Source organism: Bradyrhizobium sp. SZCCHNR1002 (genome assembly GCF_032381435.1).
GTDB classification, from domain to species: domain Bacteria; phylum Pseudomonadota; class Alphaproteobacteria; order Rhizobiales; family Xanthobacteraceae; genus Bradyrhizobium; species Bradyrhizobium aeschynomenes.
Window position 1 is genome coordinate 61,927 of record NZ_JAUHIS010000005.1, and the last position, 23,563, is coordinate 85,489.

Below are 23,563 nucleotides of genomic sequence, written 5' to 3' on the forward strand. Positions count from 1 at the left end.
GTGACTCATGGCCGGGGAAGACCGCGTGCTCGCGGGAGGCAAGACGTTCATCGATTTTCAGACCGATCCGTCCCGCTACAAGCATTGGAAGCTCTCGATCGAGGGCGAGGTGGCGACGCTCGCCATGGACGTCGATGAGAATGGCGGCCTGTTCGAGGGCTACCAGCTCAAGCTCAATTCGTATGATCTCGGCGTCGACATCGAGCTGGCGGATGCCGTGCAGCGGCTGCGCTTCGAACATCCGCAAGTGAAGGTCGTGGTGCTGCGCTCGGCCAAGCCGCGCGTGTTCTGCGCCGGCGCCAACATCCGCATGCTGGCGGGCGCCACCCACGCCCACAAGGTGAACTTCTGCAAGTTCACCAACGAGACCCGCAACGGCTTCGAGGATTCATCCGAGAATTCCGGCCAGCGCTTCATCACCGTCGTCAACGGCACCGCGGCCGGCGGCGGCTATGAGCTCGCTCTCGCCACCGATCACATCATCCTCGCCGATGACGGCTCATCCTCGGTGTCGCTGCCGGAGGTGCCGCTGCTCGCGGTGCTGCCGGGCACCGGCGGTCTCACCCGCGTCGTCGACAAGCGCAAGGTGCGCCGCGACCGCGCGGACGCGTTCTGCACCACGGAAGAGGGCGTCAAGGGCAAGCGCGCCGTGCAGTGGCGCCTGGTCGACGAGATCGCGCCGAATTCCAAGGTCGATGCCAAGGTCGCCGAGCGTGCCAAGGAGTTCGCCGCGGCCTCCAAGCGCAACGGCAGCGGCAAGGGCGTTCAGTTGACGCCGCTGAAGCGCGTGATCGATGCGTCGAGCGTGCGCTACGGCTTCGTCAATGTCGATATCGACCGTGCCGCCCGCATCGCCACCATCACGATCTCGGCGCCCGAGGCCGCGCCGCCGGCGGATGTCGACGGCATGATCGGGCAGGGCGCGTCGTTCTGGCCGCTGCAGGTCGCGCGCGAGCTCGACGACGCCATCCTGCATCTGCGCATCAACGAGCTCGGCATCGCGATGCTGGTGTTCAAGTCGCATGGCGACCGCGCCCAGGTGCTCGCGCACGATGCGTTCCTCGAGGCCAACAAGGCGCACTGGTTGGTCAACGAGATCAGGCATTATTGGAAGCGCGTGCTCAAGCGCATCGACGTCACGTCGCGCACGCTGGTGACCCTGGTCGAGCCCGGCTCCTGCTTCGCTGGCACCTTGGCCGAGCTCGTGTTCGCCTCCGACCGCTCCTACATGCTGATCGGCACCATCCAGGGCGACAACCGCCCGGCGCCGGCGATCGAACTGTCGGCGATGAATTTCGGCCCCTACCCGATGAGCCACGGCCTGACCCGGCTGCAGTCGCGCTTTCTCGACGACCCCAACGGGCTCGAGCGCGTGCATGAGCACGTCGGCAAGCCGCTGGAGGCCGATGAAGCCGAGGAGCTCGGGCTCGTCACTTTCGCGCTGGATGACATCGACTGGGAGGACGAGATCCGCGTCTTCCTCGAGGAGCGCGCCAGCTTCTCGCCCGACAGCCTCACCGGTCTCGAAGCCAATCTGCGCTTTGCCGGTCCCGAGACGATGGAGTCGAAGATCTTCGCCCGCCTGACCGCCTGGCAGAACTGGATCTTCCAGCGCCCCAACGCGGTCGGCGAGGACGGCGCGCTCCGGCGCTACGGCACCGGCGAGCGGCCGCAGTATGACATGACGAGAGTCTGAGAGCAGAGAAGAGCGAATAGGGAGGTGCGAATAGGGAATAGGGGTGTTGCGAATTGGGCGGTGCTCCATTCGCTACTCGCCATTCGCTATTCGCCGGCCAAGGAGCACGGCGATGAATATGAATATCATGAACGTCGACTACAGCACGAAGATCCCCAACAACGTGAATCTCGCTGAGGACCGTCAGGTCCTCAAGGCCCTTGAGGGCTGGCATCCCGGCTATGTCGATTGGTGGAACGACATGGGGCCCGAGGGCTTCCAGCAGTCGCTGGTGTATCTGCGCACGGCCTATTCGGTCGATCCGCGCGGCTGGGCCAAGTTCGACTACGTCAAGATGCCCGATTATCGCTGGGGCATCCTGCTGGCCCCGCAGGAAGAGGATCGCAAGATCCCGTTCGGCGAGCATTACGGCGAGCCGGCCTGGCAGGAGGTCCCCGGCGAATACCGCGCGCTGATGCGCCGCCTGATCGTGATCCAGGGCGACACCGAGCCGGCCTCGGTCGAGCAGCAGCGCCATCTCGGCAAGACCGCGCCGTCGCTCTACGACATGCGCAACCTGTTCCAGGTCAACGTCGAGGAGGGCCGTCACCTCTGGGCGATGGTCTACCTGCTGCAGAAATATTTCGGCCGCGACGGCCGCGAGGAGGCCGACGAGCTCCTGCGCCGCCGCTCGGGCGATGCGGACAGCCCACGCATGCTCGGCGCCTTCAACGAGAAGACGCCGGACTGGCTGTCTTTCTTCATGTTCACCTACTTCACCGACCGCGACGGCAAGATGCAGCTGCACTCGCTCGCGCAGTCCGGCTTCGATCCGCTGTCGCGCACCTGCCGCTTCATGCTGACCGAAGAGGCGCACCACATGTTCGTCGGCGAGACCGGCGTCGGCCGCGTCATCCAGCGCACCGTCGATGCGATGCGCGCCGCCGGCATCGATGATCCCACCGATATCGCCAAGGTGCGCGCGCTCGGCGTCATCGACCTGCCGACCATCCAGAAGAAGCTGAACCTGCACTACACGCTGTCGCTCGATCTGTTCGGCTCGGAGGTCTCGACCAACGCGGCGAACGCCTTCAACGCCGGCATCAAGGGCCGCTACCACGAGACCCAGATCCAGGACGATCACCAGCTCAAGAACTCGACCTATCCGGTGCTCAAACTGGTCGATGGCGAGATCAAGCGCGTCGACGAGCCGGCGCTGACTGCACTCAACATGCGCCTGCGCGACGACTACTCGCAGGACTGCATCAAGGGTCTGTTGCGCTGGAACAAGATCATCACCACGGCCGGCTACGACTTCGAGCTGAAGCTGCCGCATACCGCTTTCCACCGCGCGATCGGCGAGTTCAAGGACGTCCATGCGACGCCCGACGGCATCCTGATCGACGCGGGCACCTGGCAGAAGCGCAAGGGCGACTGGCTGCCCTCGGCCGACGACGGCGCCTACATCTCCTCGCTGATGAAGCCGGTCACCGAGATCGGCGAATACGCCTCCTGGATCGCTCCGCCCAAGGTCGGCATCGACAACAAGCCGGGCGATTTCGAGTACGTGAAGATCGAGACCTGATGAGAGGCGAATAGGGAGTGGCGAATAGCGAGTAGGGATATTGGCCTATTCGCTATTCGCTATTCGCTATTCGCTATTCGGCCTCAGCTATCCCAGCCCGCGCCCGGAATGCCCGGGTTCGCGTAGACGATGCCGCCGTCCACCGCGATCGTATTGCCCACCACGTAGTCGCCGGCGCGCGACGCCAGGAAGATCGCCGTTCCCGCCATGTCCTCATCGGTGCCGATGCGGCCGGCCGGCACGCGCGCGGCGACCTCGTCGGCATTGTCGCGCGCCGCCTTGTTCATGTCGGACTTGAACGGGCCCGGTGCGATCGCCGTCACCACGATGTGGTCCTTGATCAGCTTCGCCGCCATGCGCCGCGTCAGATGGATCAGGCCGGACTTGCTCGCCGCATAGGAATAGGTCTCCAGCGGATTGACGAAGATGCCGTCGATCGAGGCGATGTTGATCACCTTGGCCGGCCGCTCGGCGCTCGCTGCTGCGCGCAGGGGAGCCGCCAGCGCCTTGGTGAGGAAGAACGGCGTCTTCAGGTTCAGATTCATCACCTTGTCCCAGCCGCTCTCGGGAAACTCGTCGAACTCCGCGCCCCAGGCAGCGCCGGCATTGTTGACGAGGATGTCGAGCTTGGGCTCGCGTTTCCTGATCTCGGCGGCGAGCATGTCGATGCCGGTCATGGTCGAGATGTCGATCGGCAGCGCGATGCATTCGCCGCCATATTCCGCCGTCAGCGCCTTCGCAGTCTCCTCGCACGGACCGGCCTTGCGCGCGGTGATGTAGACCCGCGCCGCGCCATGCGCGAGCAGGCCGGAGGCGATCATCCTGCCGATGCCGCGCGAGCCGCCGGTGACGAGCGCGATGCGCCCTTCGAGCGAGAACAGATTGTTGAGCATGGTGCCTCCCTTTCCTTATGTCGTGCGCTTGTGGGCAGGACGCGCCGGCACTGTCAAGTGAGACGCAGTCGCGCGAATGCGCCGAAATTTGGTCGGAGGAGGGCGTGGGGCGGCCTTACGCCGCGTCGATGCGGCGGAAGCCGTTCCACATCGCGGTCGCCGCGCCGGAGGTCAGCACCGGCAGCACGCGGGCATCCTGGTAGTGTCCGTTCAACGAGACGCGCGACAGAGCGGTGAGATGATCGGCGCTCTCGGCGAAGATCATGCCGGGCCGCGTCGTCACCGCAGTCTTGTAGCCGCTCGCCGCGGCCAGCACGAATTCCCGCTGCGCTGCGGCGGCGCGATCGCCGTAGGGATAGGCCATGTGCAGCACGGATCGCTGCAACTCGGTCTCGATCCGCGTCCGGCTTTCGGCAATCTCGATCCGCGCCGTCTCCTCGCTCAGCTTGGCGAGATTGCAGTGGCTGATCGAATGCGCGCCGATCGAGACGAGCGGCTCGGCCGACAGCGCCTTCAACTCGTCCCAGGACATGCAGAGCTCGCGGCAGATCGAGGCGTCGTCGATGCCGTTCCTGGCGCATAGCGCGCCGATCTCGCGTTGGATGTCGTGGTCCCCGGGCAACGACCGCAGCCAGTCGTGCAGGCGCTGGAACGTCACGCATTTGGCTGCCGGCGTCGATGCATCGAGCCGCAGCGCAAGGCCGCCGATCTCGATGTCGATCGCCTCGGCCTTCGCGACGACGAGCTCGAGCGCCACCCACCACAGCCGTCCGCGGCCTTCCGCGAAGTCGCTCGTCACATAGATCGTGAACGGTGCGTCGAACTCGCGCATGACCGGCAGCGCATAGTCGCGGTTGTCGCGATAGCCGTCGTCGAAGGTGAAGCAGGCAAAGCGGCGCGCGAAATTGCGCTCCACCAGCCGGTGGTGCAACTCGCCGAGCGTGATGATCTCGATGTCGTGGTCGCGCAGATGCGACAGCATCTCGCGGAGGAATTCGGGGGTGACTTCCAGATGACAATTGGGCTGGAAATCGGCGTCGCGCCGCGGCCGCACGTGATGCAGCGTATAGATCGCGCCGACGCCTGAGAAGATTGGTCGCAGCCAGACATGCGCGCCGCTGAGATACAGCGCTTCCAGGCCGGCGCGGATAAAGGTTTTGCGAAATCGCCTCATCTGAAATAAGCGGCCCGGTGGATGTCGGGACAAGGTTACCGACGAATGATTGAAGAAACCCTTAGCCTCCGGTCGAAACGTACCGGAGGGCCGCGATGATTTCCGGTTTGACAGGCCCGCAAGGGTTTGTTTTCTCTCTGCTTCCTCGATGCGACGGATGACGAATGCGCGGACTTTTCAGGTGGAGCGGCAAATGGTGGCCCGGCGTCATCCCGCTGATCGTGCTTTGGGGCTTTGCCGCCTGGACCAGCACCGTTCCGCTGGAAAATGATCTCGCGGGCCGCAGTTCGGCCGCACTCAAGGGGGCCGTTCTCGACAAGACCAGCATCGCCGTCGATGGCCGCGACGTCTCGCTGCGCGCCGACGCGTTTTCCGAGGCCGGACGCCGTGATGCCGTGTCTGCGGTCGATGCCGTCGCCGGCGTGCGGCTCGTCAACGACCAGACCCGGCTGGTGCCCGAGGCCAAGCCCTTCGTGTGGTCGGCCGAGCGCGACGTCGTCCGCGTGACCCTGGGCGGCAGCGCGCCGCTGCCGGCGCTCAAGGGCAGGCTGATGGAGGCGACGCGTGCGGCGCTGCCCGGCGTCGAGGTCGCGGACCAGATGGGGCTGGCGCGTGGCGCGCCGGCCCGCTTCGAGGACGCCGCGCTGCTGCTGATCGGCCAGATCGGCAAGCTGAAGGACGGCCGGTTCACGATCTCGGATGGCGACGTCACGCTGACCGGCATGGCGCGCGAGCTCGGCGGCCGCGAGTCGATCGCCGCCGCGCTCGGCAAGCTGCCGGACGGCTTCAAGGTCGCCAATAACGAGGTCAAGGCGCCGCCCTACATCTTCCAGGCCTACAAGGATCCGGTCGCGGTCACCGTGACGCTCGCCGGCAACGTGCCCGACGAGAACATCCATGCCGTCGTGGTCGGCTCGTCCTCACGCAAGTTCTTCAACGAGAAGGTCGTCGACAATCTCAAGAACAGCATCGGTGCGCCGACGAATTTCGTGAACGCGGTGGTGCCGGCGCTCGGCGCGCTGTCGCGGCTGTCGACCGGCACGCTGGTGGTCTCGGATCGCGACATCAAGATTTCCGGCGATGCGCTCTATGATGCCGCCGCCGCCCAGATCCGGACGGGGCTCGCCAAGGAGGTCCCGCAGGGCTGGCAGGTCAAGGCGGAGATCACGGTCAAGCCGGCCGCAGCCCCGGTCGACCCGACGGTGTGCCAGCAGCTGTTCACGAACGTACTCGGCAAGGCCAAGATCCGCTTCGAGACCGGCCGCAGCGACCTCGACCGGGATTCCACCGGCCTGCTGGACCGCATGGTCGAGATCGCCTTCCGCTGCCCCACCGCCAATGTCGAGATCATCGGCCACACCGACGGCGAGGGCGATGCGGCTGCAAATCAGGTGCTGTCGCAGAAGCGCGCGCAGGCCGTGGTCGACTACCTGACCAGGGCCGGGCTGCCGGCCGACCGCTTCTCGGCGATCGGCTATGGCAGCACTCAACCGGTCGCGTCGAACGACACCGGCGACGGCCGGGCGCAGAACCGGCGCATCGAATTCGTGGTGAGGTGACGTCATGGCCTATCTGATTGCCTTCCACTGGGGCTGGCTGGCCGGGGCCTTCGCCATCGGGCTGGCAATGGGCTGGGTCGCGGTGGTTCACCGGGCGCCCGGCGTGTCGGGCTGGCTGACCTGGCTGCTGGCGGCGCTGGCAGCGGGACTGGTGGCGGCGACCGTCGCCTGCATCGTTCCCGGCCGGGCCGGCTACTGGCTCGATCTGCTGCTGATCCTGTTCGTGCCCTATCTGCTCGGCTGCGCGATCGGCACCTGGCTGCGGGCGCTGGTGGTGACCCGCAGCATGCGGCAGCGGTCGGCGGCCTGACGCGGGCGAGATCCGCGTAAGCCCCTGCTGCCGAGCCCGTGCGGCCGCGAGACACGAAGGTTTGACAACAGCTTGGCCTGTCAAAGCGGCAGCCGACGCTTATCGTCTGGTCATGCGTCGGGCCCGCCCGGAGCTTCCAGAAAAAGCCCGGAGATCGGCGCTCCTCACCGAAGTTTAACCGGCGGTGCGCAGGTTGAACGGGACGGTGCGGCGATCTTGCCGTCCGTCATGCCTCGGTGCCGTGCCGCCGCATTGCCCCATGTGCGGCAAAAGGGTGCATGGCAATTCCGTAAAGCCTGCTAAGTATAACCATGTGTACGCTTTTGTTCACACGCCCCTTGTTCCCCAATGCGTCGAAACGCGCTACGAGGGCGTTGTATGCGCACATGACGTGGCGACCTCCAGGGCGCCCTGTCCCCGGCCGTCGTGATCGGATCACGGTGAGAGGTGTAGATGCTTGAAGCCATACGCGGAGCGGCCACGTTCCTGCGCGAGAAGCAAGTCCTGCACAAGCTCGGCGTGCTCATCAGCATCGCCGTCATCGCGGTCGCCTGCTATGTCCTCTACCACATGCTGCGCGGCATCGACACCTACGAGGTGCTCGAGGCGATCAAGAGCACGGAGCCGCACCAGATCGCGCTCGCCGCCTTGTTCGTCGCCGCCGGCTATTTCACGCTGACCTTCTACGACCTGTTCGCGGTGCGCGCGATCGGCCACGACCACGTGCCGTATCGCATCAACGCGCTGGCTGCCTTCACCAGCTATTCGATCGGCCACAATGTCGGCGCCAGCGTGTTCACCGGCGGCGCCGTGCGCTACCGCATCTATTCGGCCCATGGGCTGAACGCGATCGACGTCGCCAAGATCTGCTTCCTCGCCGGCCTGACCTTCTGGCTCGGCAACGCCGCCGTACTCGGCATGGGCATCTGCTATCATCCGGAGGCCGCGGCCTCGATCGACCAGCTGCCGCCCTGGGTCAACCGCATGGCGGCGATCGCCATCCTGGTCGGGCTGATGGGCTATGTCGCCTGGGTCTGGACCAAGCCGCGCGTGGTCGGCCGCGGGCCGTGGACCGTGGTGCTGCCGGGCGGGCCGCTGACACTCCTGCAGATCGTGATCGGCATCGTCGATCTCGGCTTCTGCGCGCTGGCGATGTACGTGCTGGTGCCGGACGAGCCCAATCTCGGCTTCGTCGTGGTCGCCGTGATCTTCGTCTCCGCGACGCTGCTCGGCTTTGCCAGCCACTCGCCGGGCGGGCTCGGCGTGTTCGACGCCGCCATGCTCGTCGGCCTCTGGCAGATGGACCGCGAGGAGCTGCTCGCCGGAATGCTGCTGTTCCGGATGCTGTATTATTTGGCGCCGTTCCTCATTTCTGTAATCCTGCTGACGTTTCGGGAGGTTATCATCAGCGCCAGGTCGAAGCGGCTGCGCCAGGCGGCGCTCAGCCTCGATCCAGGCCCCCCACCCGAGGCCGCTTATGTGAGGAAGCGCAGCGATTCCGGTGCCTGACGCGACAAGTGGAGCAGACTAGGACGCGATGGCCCTCGACGCTCCCTCCCACTCCAACCTGACCATCTTCACGCCGTGGCCGGACCGGCTGCGGCATTCGGCCATCATTCTGCTGGCCGCCGCGCTGGCGCTGGCGGGGCTGGTGCTGCTCGACGAGCTGCTGCCGCTCCGGGCGCTGGCGGTGTTTCTCTGCATCGCCGCCGCCGCGCTGGTGCCGTGGCGGCTGCACAGCGCGGTCGCCAAGCGCGAGGAGGAGCGCCACGCCAATCCCGTAGAAGCGCCGGCCGTCAGCGCCGTCGTCGACGGCATCCCCGATCCCGCCGTGCTGCTCGACCGCGCCGGCCGCGTCATCCATCTCAACGCGGCGGCGGCGCAGCTCGCGCCGGCTCTGCGCAAGGGCGAGCTCGCCCAGTTCGCGCTGCGCTCGCCCGAGATCATCACCGCGCTGCGCGAGGCGATCGCCACCACCGAGATCCGGCGTGCGAGCTATCACGACCACGTGCCGGTCGACCGCTGGATGGAGCTGGTCATCGTCCCCGTTCCGGTGCCGACCGCGTTCGGCGGCACCGACAAGTGCATGCTGATGACGTTCCGCGACCTGACCCCGCTGCGCCGGGTCGAGGAGATGCGCGCCGATTTCGTCGCCAATGCCAGCCACGAGCTGCGCACGCCGCTCGCCGCGCTGTCCGGCTTCATCGACACCCTGCAGGGCCCGGCCAAGGACGATCCCAAGGCGCGCGAGCGCTTCCTCGGCATCATGCATACCCAGGCCACGCGGATGGCGCGGCTGATCGACGATCTGCTGTCGCTGTCGCGGGTGGAGCTGTCGGCGCATGTCCGCCCCGACACGCTGGTCGATGTCGTTCCGATCATCCGCCAGGTCACCGACGGTCTCGAGCCGCTGGCCAGGGAGCGCCAGGTGGTGATCGAGACCAGCTTGCCGGAGGCGCCGGTCACCATTGCCGGCGATCGCGAGGAGCTGCTGCGCGTGTTCGAGAACCTGATCGAGAACGCGCTGAAATACGGCGCCTCCGGCGGCCGCGTGGTGGTGTCGCTGGAGCAGGCCGTCTCGGCCGAGAACGCGCCGGAGATCCGGGTCAAGGTGCGTGATTTCGGCCCCGGCATCGCGCCGGAGCATCTGCCGCGGCTGACCGAACGCTTCTATCGCGTCGATGTCGGCGACAGCCGTGCCCAGGGCGGCACGGGCCTCGGCCTGTCGCTGGTGAAGCACATCCTCAACCGGCATCGCGGCCGGCTGCTGATCGAGAGCGTGCCGCGCAACGGCGCGGCCTTCACGGCGTGCTTCCCGCAGTCTCGGCCGCAACGCGGATCCTGACCGTCCAGAATGCAAAAGGCCCGGCGCGAGCCGGGCCATCCTCATGCTTGTTAGTTGGCGCGGCGCGCGCGCTCAGCGCGTCGTCGACTTCGCCGGCTGGCGGCGCCGGTCGGCCGCGGGCTGATAGGCGACGCGCGAATGCTGCGCGCAATAGGGCAGGCCGGAAAGCGCCTTGCCGCCGCAGAAGAAGAAGTCCGGGCTGGAGGGATCGCCGACCGGCCAGTGGCAGGTCGCTTCATTGAGCTCCAGCAGCGACAGCCGCTGGTTCATCGGCACGACGTTGTCGAATGCAACCGGATCGGGCTCTGCCTCGACCTCGAAAACCTGTGCGAGCGCCGTGTTGCCGCGCGCCACCGGACGGGCCACGCGCATCATCGGCTGCGCCGGACGGGCCGCCTTGCGCTGGCGCGGTGCTGCGGTCGCCGGGCTCTTGGCGCGGCCGGAGAGGCCCAGCCGGTGCACCTTGCCGATCACGGCGTTGCGCGTCACGTTTCCGAGTTCCGCGGCGATCTGGCTGGCCGACAGTCCGGCCTCCCAGAGTTTCTTCAGCTGCTCGACGCGATCGTCGGACCAGGTCAATACCGTCATCGAACCTTTCCCTTCGCGTTGCGCCGGCCAATTCTGGGACGGCGCTGCGATATTTGTCTCAAAAACCCCTGCCGGCAGAATCCCTTATCCCTCGCCGGGAGCGCGCGAAGCACCCGGACGTTACGCGAACTAGAGAACTCCTAGAGGGATCAGAACTGCCGCACGAGATGTCGTACTCGACGCTGAAAACGCTACAATATGGCGTGACTCTCGCGCAAGAGTCGGTGGTCACCGTCCACACATTCCGCGGTTCCGTGTGGCATGTTTTGAGCTATGTCATGCGCCCGCAATCTCACGGACCGGCGCCGGCCCATCAGCTTACGCGTAGTTGACTCCCACCGCCGCCCGCATACAATAGGTGCACGTGCCGCCTTGAAAAGGCGGCACATTTTGTTTTCCAGGGTGGGGTCCCTGATGCGCGATGGCATCGCATGGCGCGTGTCTCGGCCACCCGTCAGCTCATGTGATCGCCATGACAAGTGTTGCTGCTACGCATCTTCTCCCCGTATTCGCCCGGGTCGATCTGTCGTTCGAGCGCGGCGAAGGCGCGTGGCTGATCGCGACCAATGGTGATCGCTATCTCGACTTCACCTCCGGCGTCGCCGTCAACTCGCTGGGACATGCGCATCCGCATCTCGTCAAGGCGCTGCAGGAGCAGGCGACGAAACTCTGGCACATGTCGAACCTGTTCAAGAGCCCGGACGGCGAGCGCCTCGCCGCCAGGCTGTGCGAGCAGAGCTTCGCGGACTACGTGTTCTTCGCCAATTCCGGCGCCGAGGCGATGGAAGGCGCGATCAAGATCACGCGCAAATATCACGCGGCGAAAGGCCATCCTGAACGTTACCGTATCATTACGTTCGAAGGCGCGTTCCATGGCCGCACCTTGGCGACGCTCGCTGCGACCGGTTCCGCCAAATATCTCGAAGGTTTCGGTCCGCCGATGGACGGCTTCGATCAGGTGCCTTTCGGCGACATCGAGGCGGTAAAGAAGGCGATCGGTCCGCACACGGCCGGTATCCTGGTCGAGCCGGTGCAGGGCGAAGGCGGCGTGCGCACCGCGCCGCTCACCTTCTACAAGTCGCTGCGCCAGCTTTGCGACGACAACGGCTTGTTGCTCGTCATCGACGAGGTGCAAACCGGGATGGGGCGGACCGGCGACCTGTTCGCGCATCGCTGGCTCGGCGTCACGCCGGACGTGATGTCGCTGGCCAAGGCGCTGGGCGGCGGCTTCCCGATCGGCGCGGTGCTCGCGACAGCCGAGGCGGCTTCGGGCATGACGCCGGGCTCGCACGGCTCGACCTTCGGCGGCAATCCGCTGGCGGTGTCGGCGGCCAATGCGGTGCTCGACGTGATGCTGGCGCCCGGCTTCTTCGACCACGTCCGCAAGATGTCGCTGCTGTTGAAGCAGAAGCTCGCGGCGGTGAAAGACCGTCATCCCGACATCATCGCGGAAATTCGCGGCGAGGGTCTTTTGATCGGCGTCAAGGCGGTGGTGCCGTCGGGTGATCTTGTTGCCGCGTTGCGCGATCAGAAGCTGCTGACCGTCGGCGCCGGCGACAACGTCGTGCGCTTCCTGCCGCCGCTGATCGTCAATGAATCCGAAATCGAACAATCGGTCGACATGCTCGATCGCGCCTGCACGGCGCTGTCGGGCGGTCCTGCCAGGCAGGCGGCCGCATCATGAGCAGGACCATGGGCAACACGCCGCGTCACTTCCTCGATCTCACCGAGATGCCGGTCGAAGAGCTGCGCAACATGCTGGCGCTGTCCAGCCGGATGAAGAAGACGCTGAAGTCCAACGAGCCGGCGAAGAAGCCGCTCGAAGGCAAGGTGCTGGCGATGATCTTCGACAAGCCGTCGACCCGCACACGGGTGTCGTTCGACGTCGGCATGCGCCAGCTCGGCGGCGAGGCGATCATGCTGACCGGCACCGAGATGCAGCTCGGCCGCGGCGAGACCATCGCCGACACCGCGCGCGTGCTGTCGCGCTATGTCGACGCGATCATGATCCGCATCCTCAGCCACGAGGCGCTGCTGGAACTCGCCGCGCACGCCACCGTGCCGGTCATCAACGGCCTGACGCGGCGCTCGCATCCGTGCCAGGTGATGGCCGACGTCATGACCTTCGAGGAGCATCGCGGGTCGATCGAGGGCCGCACCGTGGCCTGGACCGGCGACGACAACAACGTGCTGGCCTCCTGGGCGCATGCCGCCGAGCGCTTCAAGTTCCGCCTCAACGTCGCCACCCCGCCGCAGCTGTCGCCGGGCAAGCCGATGAAGGACTTCATCCGCGCCACCAAGGCCGACATCCATCTCGGGCATGATCCGGACGTCGCGGTGAAGAACGCCGATTGCGTCATCACCGACACCTGGGTCTCGATGGGCGACAAGGACGGCGAGCATCGCCACAACCTGCTCAAGCCGTATCAGGTCAATTCCAAGCTGATGTCGCTGGCGAAGCCGGAAGCGATCTTCATGCACTGCCTGCCCGCCCACCGCGGCGAGGAGGTCACCGACGAGGTGATCGACGGCCCGCAGTCGGTGGTGTTCGACGAAGCCGAAAACCGCCTGCATGCCCAGAAGGGCATTCTGGCGTGGTGTTTCGGCGAGCGGGCGTAGGTCTCGACTGCGCCCCACCACCACCGGTGTCGTCCCGGCCTTGAGCCGGGACCCATACCGCGTGATTGAACTGATTTGTAGTAGTGGCCGTTGCTCTGCGTCGTTGCCGCGATCTTAGTCCGTCGATTGCGGCTTAGCGTCGGCTATCAGACGGGCGACGACCACCGACGTCCCTCGATAGCATCCGCGGTATGGGTCCCGGCTCAAGGCCGGGACGACAGCCGAGGGATGCCCGTATGCCCTTCCATTCGGCCCAATCAACCCCAAATACGCCCCATGACAGCCAATCCCCCCGATACCGACATCAACCTCGACACCAGCCGCGCGCCATCCGCCGTGCCGGTCGATGACGCCGTGCTGCCGTTCGAGGTCGCCGCACTCGATCTGCGCGGGCGGCTCACCCGCATGGGGCCCGCGCTCGACGACATCCTCACCAAGCACGCTTATCCGGCGCCGGTCGGCAAGCTGCTCGGCGAGGCCATCGTGCTGACGACCTTGCTCGGGTCCTCGCTGAAGTTCGACGGCCGCTTCATCCTGCAGACCCAGACCGACGGTCCGGTGTCGTTCCTGGTGGTCGACTTCCAGGCGCCCGACCGCCTGCGCGCCTATGCGCGCTACGACGAGGCGCGCCTCGGCGAGGCCAAGGATGCTCAAAGTCATTCCGGCGGCCTGCTCGGCAAGGGTCATCTGGCGATGACCATCGACCAGGGCCCCGACATGAGCCGCTACCAGGGCCTGGTTGCGCTCACCGGCGGCAGCCTGGAGGAGGCCGCGCACGAATACTTCCTGCGCTCCGAGCAGATCCCGACCCGCGTGCGTCTCGCCGTCGGCGAGGAGTGGAGCGGCGGCAAGCACCGCTGGCGCGCCGGCGGCCTGCTGACGCAATTCCTGCCGCAGGCGCCGGAGCGTCTGCGCCAGGCCGATCTGCATCCCGGCGACGCGCCCGAGGGCACCGAGCTGCATGCGGTCGAAGAAGACGAGGCCTGGGTCGAGGGCCAGTCGCTGGTCGCGACCGTCGAGGACGTCGAGCTGATCGATCCCTCGCTGTCGGGCGAACGGCTGCTGTATCGTCTGTTCCACGAGCGCGGCGTCCGCGTCTTCGATCTCGTGCCGCTGCAGGCGCGCTGCTCCTGCTCGCGCGATGCGGTCGCCAACATGCTGAAGAGCTTCTCGCCCCAGGACCGCGCCGACATGGTCAAGGACGACAAGGTCGTCGTCACCTGCGAGTTCTGCTCCTCGGTCTATGAGTTCACGCCGCACGAAGCGGGCGTGACGGAGAATTGAGCACTTGAGCTTTGCTCTGCAAGTCTGAGCAGAGTGGCGGGCGAACTATCTCCGCTCGTCATCGCGAGCGCAGCGAAGCGATCCAGAGTCGTTTCCACGGCCCTGGATCACGTCATCGCTTCGCTCCTCGCGATGACGGCAGTGTGAGTCCCAGCGTGGGCGCGCGCATGGATCATCACGCAGGGGCCGGAAATCGCAAGCCCGCAACACTGCCCCGCATTCCTGCTGGCGCATCTCGACGTCTACAATCCCTGCAGTTAAGGTCCCCGCAGGCTTCAGGTGCTGGGGGCACTCCTATGCGTGCGCTGTTTGTTGTTGTCTCGCTTCTGCTGTCGGTCGTGGCGGCGCGCGCGGAGCGGGTCATCCCGTCGGGCAAGCCGTTGATCCTGTTCAATGCGACATCGGTCAATCCCGATTGCAGCGCGCTCGGCAATGTCGAGGTGCGGGTCGTGCAAGGCCCGGAGCACGGCAGGGTCTCGGTCAGCAGGACGCGCGTGTTTCCGAACTACGCGGCCGGCAATCTGCGCAGCACGTGCAACGCACGCCGCGTGCCCGGCGTCCTGGTGACCTATGTCTCGCAGCGCGGCTATGTCGGTGACGATCTCGTCGTCATCGAGGTGTTCTTCCCCAATGGCCGTGCCCAGCGCGCCACTGTTGCCATTCGCGTGGTCTGACCGATCGGCTGCCCGAGGAGGCGCGACATCGCGCGGATCGTTCGTCTGTCGAATTCGATGGCGCGACGTGTGAACGCCCTCGACGACCGCAACCTCCGCGGCTAAGTTCCGCTCGAAAGTCGATGGGGGCGTTGCATGCGTGTGCTGTTGGTCGTGGTCGGTCTTCTCATTTCGATGGGGGCGGCGCAGGCCGCCACGAAGTTCGTCCTGTCGGGGAGGCCGGTGATCCTCTATCAGGCGGGCGCGACCAATCCGGATTGCACCGCCGCCGGCGAGGTCGTGCTGCGGGTCATCCAGGAGCCTGAGCACGGCAAGGTCACAATACGTCGCGCTGGATTCTTTCCGACTTTTCCCGAAGGCAACGTTCGGAGCGCCTGCAATCGGCGCCGCGTTCCCGGTGTTCAGGCCATCTATGTCTCCCAGCGCGGCTATACCGGGATGGACATGGTGGTGATCGAAGCATTCTGGCCGGCCGGCCGCGCCGTCCGCGTCACTGCGCCGATCCGGGTCATGTGAAGCGTATCCGCTGCGACAGGCGAACTTTGTGAGTTCGTTATCTTCAGAGGCTGATCCTGCGCTGGTGCGTAATCCAGTTGCCCGTCGCGCTACTCTGTCGCATCCACAAACAACTTGTGTCGTCGGGCAAATCACTGGCACATTTCCGCGCGTCCCTGCTGCCGCATGAGGGACGTGTCGCGACCGTCACGAGACGTTGGCAGTGGGATGCGATGGGCGTGTGTCGACGCAGCGTGGATCAGTCTGCGCGGACGAACGGCGATGCACGCACGGTCAAGTCGCGCGGTCCTGACATCCCGACGCTGATGTCAACTCATGCTGAAGCCCAGCTTCGCATGGGGATGGTGGCCAGAAAGCCCGGCGCACCAGGGAGAACGCGAAGCAGCCGCTAAAACCGTCGCGCAGGGAGGGCCGGGTCGTTCCGGCTGAACCTGTGGTACCTGCCGCCTGCATGTTTTTCCGCAGGCGGGCCACGGGCCTCAGCCGAGGCCCGGCCTTCCCTGCGCCCTCTGATCGAGAGGGCGGACGAATGGACACAGCTCGGGCGCGAAGGCGTGGCGAGAACGATGATGTTTGGCGTGATCGTGGACTCTCAGCTCACGCGCCCTGCCAAGGGTAAGGCAGCCTGGCTCGACATCAACGGTGTCGTCCCGGCCTCGCGCCGGGACCCAGAACCACAGGGCTAAGTGGTGAGACGAGAACGCCGCTCCAGCCGTCGACAAACTGAATCCTGTGGTTATGGATCCCGGGTCTGCGCGTCCGCCAACGCTACGCGTTGCCGGACGCTTGCCCGGGACGACAGCAGTGGAGTCGTCGGCTGCGTGCGAGCTGAGACGAGCGTGAAACCGGGAACCGTGCAGGGCGTCGGAGGCTGGGTGGGTCGAGCGGGGGCGGGTCTCGACCTAGTTCAACACCCGCTTGCCACCGTCGGGGCTGTCCAGCGAGAACGCGGGCACCGCGATGTCGAAGTGCTCGCCGCCGGCGCTTTCCATCTGATAGGAGCCGGACATGAAGCCGGAGGCGGTGGTGAGCGGCACGCCGGAGGTGTATTCGAAGCGCTCGCCGGGCGCGAGCACCGGCTGCTCGCCGACCACGCCCTCGCCGCGGACCTCCTGCTGCCGGCCGACGCCGTCTGTGATGATCCAGTGCCGGCTGCGCAGCTGCACGGTCTCCTCGCCGGTATTGGTGATCACTACCGTATACGACCAGAACCAACGGCCATCGGCGACCGACGACTTCTCCGGCAGGAAGTTCGGTTCGACGGTCACTTCGATGTGGCGAGTCACGGCGCGGTACATGGATGTATTGTAGCGGAAACTTGTCCCGGAACCAATCGTAACGCCATCGTGCTTTCAACACAGTTCCGGATTATGGCACCAGAATCGCGGACTCTGCCATCCGCTTGCGCGCCCTGGTCGCCGTGTGACGGCTTGCGGTTGCGGCTGGCAGCATCCTCGGCAGCTTTCGATCGGTCATGCGTCACGCGGTCGTTCTCGGCCGTCCGCCAAAGTCGAAAAACTGGGCACGGCCCAGCTGATAAGTCCTTCATCGCTTGCGCAAAAACTGCGCAGCCCTACATTTCTCCTGCCGGGCCTGTCGGGCTGGCAGCCTTGACGTGGTGACTGATGACGTCGATTGCCGATCGCCTTGCCGGACCATCCGTCCCCGCAGCCACAGCCGCGCCAGCGCCGGCTGCGGAGACCGGCGCGACCACGCCTGCGCCGGACGTCGCGCCCGCATCGGCCATCGCCGCGACGCCGGCCGTCACGGCCGCGCCCACCGCGCCTGCTGCATCCGCCACCACGGCCGCGCCTGCGATCACCTTCCCGGCGGTCGGCGAGCGCGAGTTGCGGCTCGATCTGTTCCGCGGGCTGGCCCTGTGGCTGATCTTCATCGACCATCTGCCGCCGAACATTCTGACCTGGTTCACGATCCGCAACTACGGCTTCTCCGACGCCACCGAAATCTTCATCTTCATCTCCGGCTACACCGCCGCGTTCGTCTACGGGCGGGCGATGCAGGACGCCGGCTTCGTCGTGGCCACCGCGCGCATCCTGCGCCGCGTCTGGCAGATCTACGTCGCGCACGTCTTCCTGTTCACGATCTTCCTCGCCGAGATCTCCTACGTGGCGACCAGCTTCGAGAACCCGCTCTACACCGAAGAGATGGGGATCATGGATTTCCTGAAGCAGCCGGACGTGACCATCGTCCAGGCGCTGATCCTGCGCTTCCGCCCGGTCAACATGGACGTGCTGCCGCTCTACATCGTGCTGATGCTGTTTCTGCCGTTGATCCTGTGGCTGATGCGCTGGCGTCCCGACCTGACGCTCGCGCTGTCGGTCGTTCTCTACGCGGTCACCTGGGAGTTCGACCTCTATTTGTCGGCCTATCCGAACGGATTCTGGGCCTTCAATCCGTTCGCCTGGCAGCTGCTGTTCGTATTCGGCGCCTGGTGCGCGCTTGGCGGCGCCAGGCGCATGTCGGGCATCCTCAACTCACCGATCACGCTCGGCCTCTGCGTCGCCTATCTGGTCGCGGCGTTCTGCGTCACGCTGACCTGGTACATCCCGCAGCTCGGCCACCTGATGCCGCGCCGAATCGAGCAATGGATGTATCCGATCGACAAGACAGACCTGGACGTGTTGCGTTTCGCTCATTTCCTCGCACTTGCAGCACTCACGGTGCACTATCTGCGCAAGGATTGGCCGCTGCTGAAGTCGCGCTGGCTGCGCCCGCTGATTGTTTGTGGGCAACACTCGCTGGAGATCTTCTGTCTCGGCGTATTTCTCGCCTTTGCAGGCCACTTCGTACTTGCCGAAGTGTCCGGCGGCCCCATGATGCATGCCATGATCAGCCTCTGCGGCATCCTTGCCATGTGGGGAGTTGCAGCGCTGATTTCGTGGTACAAGCGTGAGGCCGACAAGGGTGCCGCGCGAAAGGGTGCGCGCAGCAACGCCGACATGGCGGGAGGGGGCTGATGAAGTCCGTCTCGTGGTTAAGGTTTGGTATCGCAGCGCTGGCGGTTTCGCTGGCGGCGGCGGCGCGCGCCGAAGATGCGCCGCAGACCTGCGAGGTGCCGGCCTACCTGCTGACCACCGAGAGCCCGCTTCCGAAGGTTGCAGAGGCCGTCAAGAACGGCCGTACGCTGAACATTCTGGTGGTCGGAAGCCGCTCGTCGGCGATCCTCAGCGCCTCCGACGCCAATGCCTATCCCGCCCGGCTGCAGGCGTCGCTGAAGGACAAGCTCCCTGCGGTCACCGTCAACCTCGCCGTCGAACTGCAGCCGAAGAAGACCGCCGAAGAAACCGCTGGCAATCTTGTTAAACTGGTGGAAGGAAAAAGGCCTAATTTAGTCATCTGGCAAACCGGCACGGTCGACGCCATGCGGTCCATCGATCCTGATGAGTTTCGTCAGGCGGTCAATGACGGTGTCGCGACGCTGCAGAACGCGGGGGCTGATGTCATCTTGATGAACCTGCAATACAGCCCGCGGACGGAGACCCTGATCTCCGTGCCGCCCTACATCGACAACATGCGTGTCGTGGCGCAGCAGCGCGACATTCCGCTGTTCGACCGCTTCGCCATCATGCGGCAATGGAACGAGCAGGGCGATTTCGACCTGTTCAATCCAACGCACGGGATCGAGTTGGCCAAGCAGGTTCACGACTGTCTCGGCCGGGCGCTGTCGAAGTTCATCATCGACGCAGCGCATATCGGGCCGGCGCAGCAGAACTAGGATCCGTCGTGTTCATGACCTACAATTGTCGTCGCCGCGTATCTGGGACATGGAAGATGCCGTCCGCCGCTGTTGCGGTGGTGCTTGCCCTCTCGATCGGTCCGCATCTGGCGCACGCACAGAGCGTCGCGTCAGCAGCATCGCCCGAGGCAGAGGCGTCGACCATCAAGGAGCTCCGGCCGACCATCGGCCACATCACGGTCGCCCAGGCGGCCAGCCAGGGGACCGGACAGATCGCCGCCGTGCATCCGTCGACCACGGCCAGTCAGTCCCCGACGGCGATATCACAGGCAGCACCGACCGCGCCGTCAGCGGCAAACGTGCCGGCTCCAAATGCGACGCCTCCGAATGCGGCGTTGGGGGCCGTCCAGCCCGTCGCGGCCGCGACACCTCAGTCGCGCAGCATCACCGAGCGGGCGATCGACAAGGTCAAGCAGGTCGCGAAGTCCGCCACCGACATCTTCAACCGCGTGCCGTGCCTGCCGCCGAAAGGCGTCGCGAAGAAGAACTTCATCTCGCTGCCGCATGTCGCCAACAAGCTCGCGTCGGGACTGCCGGTCGTGATCGTCGCGTTCGGCTCGTCGTCGACCCAGGGCTATGGCTCGAGCGCGCCCGAATACAATTATCCCAACCGGCTCGCCGCACAGCTGCGCCGGCAATATCCGATGGCCGACATCAGCGTCATCAATGCCGGCGTCGGCGGCGAGGATGCGCCGGAAATGATGAAGCGGCTGGAGACGTCGGTGATCGACCGTCATCCGGATCTGGTGATCTGGCAGGTCGGGACCAACGCCGTGCTGCGCGACCTCGATCCGACCGAGACCGCCAGGCTGGTCGAGGACGGTGTCGCCAAGATCCAGGCGGCGGCGTCCGACGTCGTGCTGGTCGATCTGCAATATTCGCCCAGGGTCAACGAGCGTTCGGAGAATGCCAGCCGCATGAACAAGCTGCTCGGCCGCATCGCCGAGCTGCATCACGCCGGCATCTTCCCGCGCTTCGAGGTGATGCGCGACTGGCACGAGCGACAGGCGATCCCGATCAACGAGTTCGTGATCTCGGACGGCCTGCACATGAGCGACTGGGGCTATGCCTGCTTCGCCCAGCTGCTCGGTGATGACATCATCCGCTCCGTCGGCCAGGTGAAGCTCGGCGTCAACGCCCCGGCGGAAGTGCTGACCTATCGGCCGATGTGACGAGGGCGAGCGGCAGGGCTATCGCATATGAAAACTCGGGGCTGTCGCGACCGACAAATCCCCGCAGTTAGTTACTCCGTCATGCCCGGGCTCGTCCCGGCCATCCACGTCGTTCTCAGCGTGCCGATCGACGTGGATGGCCGGGACGAGCCCGGCCATGACGATGGTGAGACGAACGAGCGCATCGCTGCGATCGTCAGATGCAACTGCCCTACGGCGCTAAGCGGCCTTCAGGGCCGCATCCAGATCCTCGATCAGATCATCCGCATGCTCGAGCCCAGCCGAAAAGCGGATGAAGCCCTCGCTGATCCCGAGCTCAGCGCGCGCCTCCGGCGTCAGCCGCTGATGCGTGGTCGTTGCGGGATGGGTGACCAGCGTCTTGGAGTCGCCGAGATTGTTGGAGATCCGTGCGAGCTTGAGCGCATTGAGCGTGCGGAATGCCGCGGGCTTGCCGCCCTTGACCTCGAAGCCGACCAAGGTCGAGCCGGCGCGCATCTGCTTGCGCACGGTCGCCGCCTGCGGATGGTCCTCGCGGCCCGGATAGATCAGCCGCGAGATCTTCGGATGCGCGGCGAGGAAGTCGGCCACCTTGCCCGCCGTGTCGGTCTGCGCGCGCACACGCACCGCGAGCGTCTCAAGACCCTTCAGCAGCACCCAGGCATTGAACGGCGAGATCGACGGTCCGGTCTGGCGCATGAAATTGTGGATGTGCTCGGCGATGAACGCCTCCGACGACAGGATCACGCCGCCGAGGCAGCGGCCCTGGCCGTCGATGTGCTTGGTCGCGGAGTACACGACGACATCGGCGCCCAGCGCCAGCGGGCTCTGCCAGATCGGCGTCGCGAACACGTTGTCGACGATCAGCCGCGCGCCATGCGCATGCGCGATCTCGGCGATCGCCGGGATGTCCATCACGTCGAGCGTCGGATTGGTCGGGCTCTCCAGGAAGAACGACTTGGTGTTCGGCCTGACCGCCTTCTGCCACTGGTCGAGATCGAGCCCGTCGACGAGGGTGGACTCGATGCCGTAGCGCGGCAGCAGGTCCTCGACGACGTAGCGACAGGAGCCGAACAGCGCCTTGGCCGCGACGACGTGGTCGCCGGCCCGCAAGGGCGCGAGGATCGCGGTGGTCACGGCGGCCATGCCGGTCGCGGCCGAGCGGCAGGCTTCGGCGCCTTCGAGTTCGATCATGCGGCGCTCGAACATCGCCGTGGTCGGGTTGGAGAAGCGCGAATAGATGAAACCGGGGTCCTCGCCCTTGAAGCGCGCCTCGCACTCCTCGGCAGTGGCGTAGACGAAACCTTGGGTGAGGTAGAGCGCCTCGGCGGTCTCGCCGAATTCGGAACGCAGGCCGCCGGAATGCACCAGCCGGGTTTCGGGACGATACTGAGCGAACGACGCCGGGGCCTTCGCGGGGGACTTCGACGCAGGAGAATTGGACGCAGGAGAATTGGACATGTGACCTCCATCGTGACCACCGCTGTCGGCGATGGGCACAAAAAAACCGGCCTGGGAAAACTCCTCACGGCCGGGATCACAATCGTCCCCGGCCTGTTTAGCGACTTATTTAACGTGGCTGCAAGCCGGCCGGCTCAAATCACCACGGGATAAGTCGTGCTCTTAGTCCCACACGGCCTTTCCGTCAAGCCAGCCATCGGATAACCGGTCAAAAGACCCTATATAGGCTCGCATAGCCGCCGTTCCGGCGCCTGCAAAGGATCAGGTCTTGCCGTTCTCGCTTCCCGCCGACGCCCATGGCATCCTGCCCGACCGCATGATCGTGGCGATGGCGGAGGCCGGCCTGATCATTCCCGAATACGACTTCGTCGAGAGTCAGATCCAGCCGGCGAGCCTCGACCTCCGCCTCGGCGACGTTGCCTACCGCGTGCGCGCGAGCTTTCTGCCCGGCCCCGGCTCGACCGTCGCCGAACGCATCGACGAGCTGAAGCTCCACGAGTTCGCGCTCGCCGACGGCGCAGTGCTGGAGACCAACTGCGTCTACATCGTGCCGCTGCTGGAGAGCCTGGCGCTGCCGAAGGACATCGTCGCTGCCGCCAATCCCAAGAGCTCCACCGGCCGGCTCGACGTGTTCACGCGCGTGATCGCCGACGGCACCCGCCGCTTCGACATGATCGGCGCCGGCTATCATGGCCCGCTCTATGCCGAGATCAGCCCGAAGACCTTTCCCGTCTTGTTGCGCGAAGGCTCCCGCCTGTCGCAAGTCCGCTTCCGCTATCGCGATGCGGTTTTGTCGGAGGATGAGCTGATCGCGCTGCACGAAGCCGAGCGGCTGGTCGATCGCGACGATGCGGATCTCGCCGGCGGCGTGGCGCTGTCCGTCGATCTCTCCGGGGCGAACGCCAACGGCTATGTCGGCTATCGCGCCAAGCGCCACACGGGCGTGGTCGATGTCGACCGCCGGGCCGGCTATCCGGTGGAGGAGTTCTGGGAGCCGATCAAGGCGCGTCCCGACGGCAGCCTCATCCTCGATCCCGGCGAGTTCTACATCCTGGCCTCCAAGGAAGCCGTGCAGGTGCCGCCGGACTACGCCGCGGAGATGGTGCCGTTCGATCCGCTGGTCGGCGAATTCCGCGTCCACTATGCCGGCTTCTTCGATCCCGGCTTCGGCTATGCCGGCGCCGGCGGGCAGGGCTCGCGCGCCGTGCTCGAGGTGCGCTCGCGCGAGGTGCCGTTCATCCTCGAGCACGGCCAGATCGTCGGCCGCCTCGTCTATGAGAAGATGCTGGCCAGGCCGAACGCGATGTATGGCAGCCGCATCGGCTCCAACTACCAGGCCCAGGGCCTCAAGCTGTCCAAGCATTTCCGGCTCTAGCCGGCTGCGTCTGCCGCGCACCCCCAATGCGCCCGCCGCACAGGGCGTACCCCGGCAGTGTGCTAGGAAGGCTTCAACG

The 23,563-nt window shown here is 65.8% G+C and carries 20 protein-coding genes and 1 riboswitch; of the genes, 15 read left to right on the top strand and 5 right to left on the bottom strand.

Annotation, left to right across the window (positions count from 1 at the left end; translation table 11 throughout):
* Positions 1-7: 7 nt before the first annotated feature.
* Together boxC and boxB are read left to right on the top strand one after the other, a co-directional pair.
* The gene (boxC, locus tag QX108_RS22965) at positions 8-1,696 is read left to right on the top strand and encodes a 2,3-epoxybenzoyl-CoA dihydrolase (protein ID WP_315783018.1); all 1,689 of its coding nucleotides are present in this window, start codon (positions 8-10) and stop codon (positions 1,694-1,696) included.
* A gap of 112 nt (positions 1,697-1,808) precedes the next feature.
* The gene (gene boxB / locus QX108_RS22970; protein ID WP_315783020.1) at positions 1,809-3,260 is read left to right on the top strand and encodes a benzoyl-CoA 2,3-epoxidase subunit BoxB; all 1,452 of its coding nucleotides are present in this window, start codon (positions 1,809-1,811) and stop codon (positions 3,258-3,260) included.
* Between the two features lie 83 nt (positions 3,261-3,343).
* Here the strand turns inward: boxB and QX108_RS22975 are convergent, their stop codons facing one another.
* Together QX108_RS22975 and QX108_RS22980 are read right to left on the bottom strand one after the other, a co-directional pair.
* Entirely contained in the window at positions 3,344-4,153 is an 810-nt protein-coding gene (locus tag QX108_RS22975) for an SDR family oxidoreductase (protein ID WP_315722498.1), read from the bottom strand.
* 115 nt (positions 4,154-4,268) lie between these two features.
* The gene (locus QX108_RS22980) at positions 4,269-5,327 is read right to left on the bottom strand and encodes a polysaccharide deacetylase family protein (RefSeq protein WP_315783023.1); all 1,059 of its coding nucleotides are present in this window, start codon (positions 5,325-5,327) and stop codon (positions 4,269-4,271) included.
* A 164-nt stretch (positions 5,328-5,491) separates the two neighbouring features.
* Between QX108_RS22980 and QX108_RS22985 the strand changes: the two genes are divergently transcribed.
* The 4 genes from QX108_RS22985 (at position 5,492) to QX108_RS23000 (ending at position 10,041) form a co-directional block, all read left to right on the top strand.
* Positions 5,492-6,886, top strand: coding sequence for an OmpA family protein (locus QX108_RS22985; protein WP_315722495.1), 1,395 nt, complete (start codon positions 5,492-5,494; stop codon positions 6,884-6,886).
* A 4-nt stretch (positions 6,887-6,890) separates the two neighbouring features.
* Positions 6,891-7,196, top strand: a complete 306-nt coding sequence (locus tag QX108_RS22990) for a hypothetical protein (RefSeq protein WP_315783025.1) — start codon at positions 6,891-6,893, stop codon at positions 7,194-7,196.
* Positions 7,197-7,649: 453 nt separating this feature from the next.
* Positions 7,650-8,705 (top strand): lysylphosphatidylglycerol synthase domain-containing protein, encoded by a 1,056-nt coding sequence (locus tag QX108_RS22995; RefSeq protein ID WP_172110303.1) that lies wholly within the window; start codon positions 7,650-7,652, stop codon positions 8,703-8,705.
* Between the two features lie 28 nt (positions 8,706-8,733).
* Positions 8,734-10,041, top strand: coding sequence for an ATP-binding protein (locus QX108_RS23000; protein WP_315722491.1), 1,308 nt, complete (start codon positions 8,734-8,736; stop codon positions 10,039-10,041).
* 72 nt (positions 10,042-10,113) lie between these two features.
* On the opposite strand, the gene QX108_RS23005 is transcribed toward QX108_RS23000, so the two are convergent.
* The gene (locus tag QX108_RS23005) at positions 10,114-10,629 is read right to left on the bottom strand and encodes a GcrA family cell cycle regulator (RefSeq protein WP_315722489.1); all 516 of its coding nucleotides are present in this window, start codon (positions 10,627-10,629) and stop codon (positions 10,114-10,116) included.
* A 472-nt stretch (positions 10,630-11,101) separates the two neighbouring features.
* Here QX108_RS23005 and QX108_RS23010 point away from each other — a divergent pair, with 472 nt between their 5' ends.
* From QX108_RS23010 to QX108_RS23030, 5 genes are all read left to right on the top strand, one after another.
* The gene (locus QX108_RS23010; protein ID WP_315783028.1) at positions 11,102-12,313 is read left to right on the top strand and encodes an aspartate aminotransferase family protein; all 1,212 of its coding nucleotides are present in this window, start codon (positions 11,102-11,104) and stop codon (positions 12,311-12,313) included.
* A gap of 8 nt (positions 12,314-12,321) precedes the next feature.
* Complete coding sequence (argF, locus tag QX108_RS23015; protein ID WP_315783544.1) at positions 12,322-13,248, top strand: ornithine carbamoyltransferase; 927 nt, start codon at positions 12,322-12,324, stop codon at positions 13,246-13,248.
* A 276-nt stretch (positions 13,249-13,524) separates the two neighbouring features.
* Complete coding sequence (locus tag QX108_RS23020) at positions 13,525-14,532, top strand: Hsp33 family molecular chaperone (protein ID WP_315783030.1); 1,008 nt, start codon at positions 13,525-13,527, stop codon at positions 14,530-14,532.
* Positions 14,533-14,828: 296 nt separating this feature from the next.
* A complete protein-coding gene (locus QX108_RS23025; RefSeq protein WP_315783032.1) occupies positions 14,829-15,206 on the top strand; it encodes a hypothetical protein in 378 nt (125 codons plus the stop codon).
* Positions 15,207-15,341: 135 nt separating this feature from the next.
* Positions 15,342-15,722: a hypothetical protein gene (locus tag QX108_RS23030; RefSeq protein WP_315783033.1), complete on the top strand. Its 381-nt coding sequence runs from the start codon at positions 15,342-15,344 to the stop codon at positions 15,720-15,722.
* A 902-nt stretch (positions 15,723-16,624) separates the two neighbouring features.
* Here QX108_RS23030 and apaG read toward each other — a convergent pair.
* Complete coding sequence (apaG, locus tag QX108_RS23035) at positions 16,625-17,020, bottom strand: Co2+/Mg2+ efflux protein ApaG (RefSeq protein ID WP_172110299.1); 396 nt, start codon at positions 17,018-17,020, stop codon at positions 16,625-16,627.
* 327 nt (positions 17,021-17,347) lie between these two features.
* On the opposite strand from apaG, the gene QX108_RS23040 reads away from it, so the two are divergent.
* From QX108_RS23040 to QX108_RS23050, 3 genes are read left to right on the top strand one after another with little or no spacing between them, the layout of a single operon-like run.
* Positions 17,348-18,700 (top strand): OpgC domain-containing protein, encoded by a 1,353-nt coding sequence (locus QX108_RS23040; protein WP_315783035.1) that lies wholly within the window; start codon positions 17,348-17,350, stop codon positions 18,698-18,700.
* Positions 18,700-19,458 carry an SGNH/GDSL hydrolase family protein gene (locus tag QX108_RS23045; RefSeq protein ID WP_315783037.1) on the top strand — a complete coding sequence of 253 codons (759 nt, stop codon included), beginning with the start codon at positions 18,700-18,702 and terminating at the stop codon, positions 19,456-19,458. The genes QX108_RS23040 and QX108_RS23045 overlap by 1 nt, the downstream gene beginning before the upstream one ends.
* A 14-nt stretch (positions 19,459-19,472) precedes the next feature.
* Positions 19,473-20,651, top strand: a complete 1,179-nt coding sequence (locus QX108_RS23050; protein WP_315783039.1) for an SGNH/GDSL hydrolase family protein — start codon at positions 19,473-19,475, stop codon at positions 20,649-20,651.
* A gap of 219 nt (positions 20,652-20,870) precedes the next feature.
* On the opposite strand, the gene QX108_RS23055 is transcribed toward QX108_RS23050, so the two are convergent.
* Positions 20,871-22,109 carry an O-succinylhomoserine sulfhydrylase gene (locus QX108_RS23055; RefSeq protein WP_315783041.1) on the bottom strand — a complete coding sequence of 413 codons (1,239 nt, stop codon included), beginning with the start codon at positions 22,107-22,109 and terminating at the stop codon, positions 20,871-20,873.
* A 76-nt stretch (positions 22,110-22,185) separates the two neighbouring features.
* Positions 22,186-22,265, bottom strand: a riboswitch (SAM riboswitch).
* Between the two features lie 112 nt (positions 22,266-22,377).
* Between QX108_RS23055 and QX108_RS23060 the strand changes: the two genes are divergently transcribed.
* The gene (locus tag QX108_RS23060) at positions 22,378-23,484 is read left to right on the top strand and encodes a 2'-deoxycytidine 5'-triphosphate deaminase (RefSeq protein ID WP_315783043.1); all 1,107 of its coding nucleotides are present in this window, start codon (positions 22,378-22,380) and stop codon (positions 23,482-23,484) included.
* Positions 23,485-23,563 lie beyond the last annotated feature (79 nt).

Bases quoted from the DNA above. Each gene is read 5' to 3' on its own strand.
- boxC (WP_315783018.1), top strand. From the start codon at position 8: ATGGCCGGGGAAGACCGCGTGCTCGCGGGAGGCAAGACGTTCATCGAT.
- boxB (WP_315783020.1), top strand. From the start codon at position 1,809: ATGAATATGAATATCATGAACGTCGACTACAGCACGAAGATCCCCAAC.
- QX108_RS22975 (WP_315722498.1), bottom strand. From the start codon at position 4,153: ATGCTCAACAATCTGTTCTCGCTCGAAGGGCGCATCGCGCTCGTCACC.
- QX108_RS22980 (WP_315783023.1), bottom strand. From the start codon at position 5,327: ATGAGGCGATTTCGCAAAACCTTTATCCGCGCCGGCCTGGAAGCGCTG.
- QX108_RS22985 (WP_315722495.1), top strand. From the start codon at position 5,492: ATGCGCGGACTTTTCAGGTGGAGCGGCAAATGGTGGCCCGGCGTCATC.
- QX108_RS22990 (WP_315783025.1), top strand. From the start codon at position 6,891: ATGGCCTATCTGATTGCCTTCCACTGGGGCTGGCTGGCCGGGGCCTTC.
- QX108_RS22995 (WP_172110303.1), top strand. From the start codon at position 7,650: ATGCTTGAAGCCATACGCGGAGCGGCCACGTTCCTGCGCGAGAAGCAA.
- QX108_RS23000 (WP_315722491.1), top strand. From the start codon at position 8,734: ATGGCCCTCGACGCTCCCTCCCACTCCAACCTGACCATCTTCACGCCG.
- QX108_RS23005 (WP_315722489.1), bottom strand. From the start codon at position 10,629: ATGACGGTATTGACCTGGTCCGACGATCGCGTCGAGCAGCTGAAGAAA.
- QX108_RS23010 (WP_315783028.1), top strand. From the start codon at position 11,102: ATGACAAGTGTTGCTGCTACGCATCTTCTCCCCGTATTCGCCCGGGTC.
- argF (WP_315783544.1), top strand. From the start codon at position 12,322: ATGGGCAACACGCCGCGTCACTTCCTCGATCTCACCGAGATGCCGGTC.
- QX108_RS23020 (WP_315783030.1), top strand. From the start codon at position 13,525: ATGACAGCCAATCCCCCCGATACCGACATCAACCTCGACACCAGCCGC.
- QX108_RS23025 (WP_315783032.1), top strand. From the start codon at position 14,829: ATGCGTGCGCTGTTTGTTGTTGTCTCGCTTCTGCTGTCGGTCGTGGCG.
- QX108_RS23030 (WP_315783033.1), top strand. From the start codon at position 15,342: ATGCGTGTGCTGTTGGTCGTGGTCGGTCTTCTCATTTCGATGGGGGCG.
- apaG (WP_172110299.1), bottom strand. From the start codon at position 17,020: ATGTACCGCGCCGTGACTCGCCACATCGAAGTGACCGTCGAACCGAAC.
- QX108_RS23040 (WP_315783035.1), top strand. From the start codon at position 17,348: ATGACGTCGATTGCCGATCGCCTTGCCGGACCATCCGTCCCCGCAGCC.
- QX108_RS23045 (WP_315783037.1), top strand. From the start codon at position 18,700: ATGAAGTCCGTCTCGTGGTTAAGGTTTGGTATCGCAGCGCTGGCGGTT.
- QX108_RS23050 (WP_315783039.1), top strand. From the start codon at position 19,473: ATGACCTACAATTGTCGTCGCCGCGTATCTGGGACATGGAAGATGCCG.
- QX108_RS23055 (WP_315783041.1), bottom strand. From the start codon at position 22,109: ATGTCCAATTCTCCTGCGTCCAATTCTCCTGCGTCGAAGTCCCCCGCG.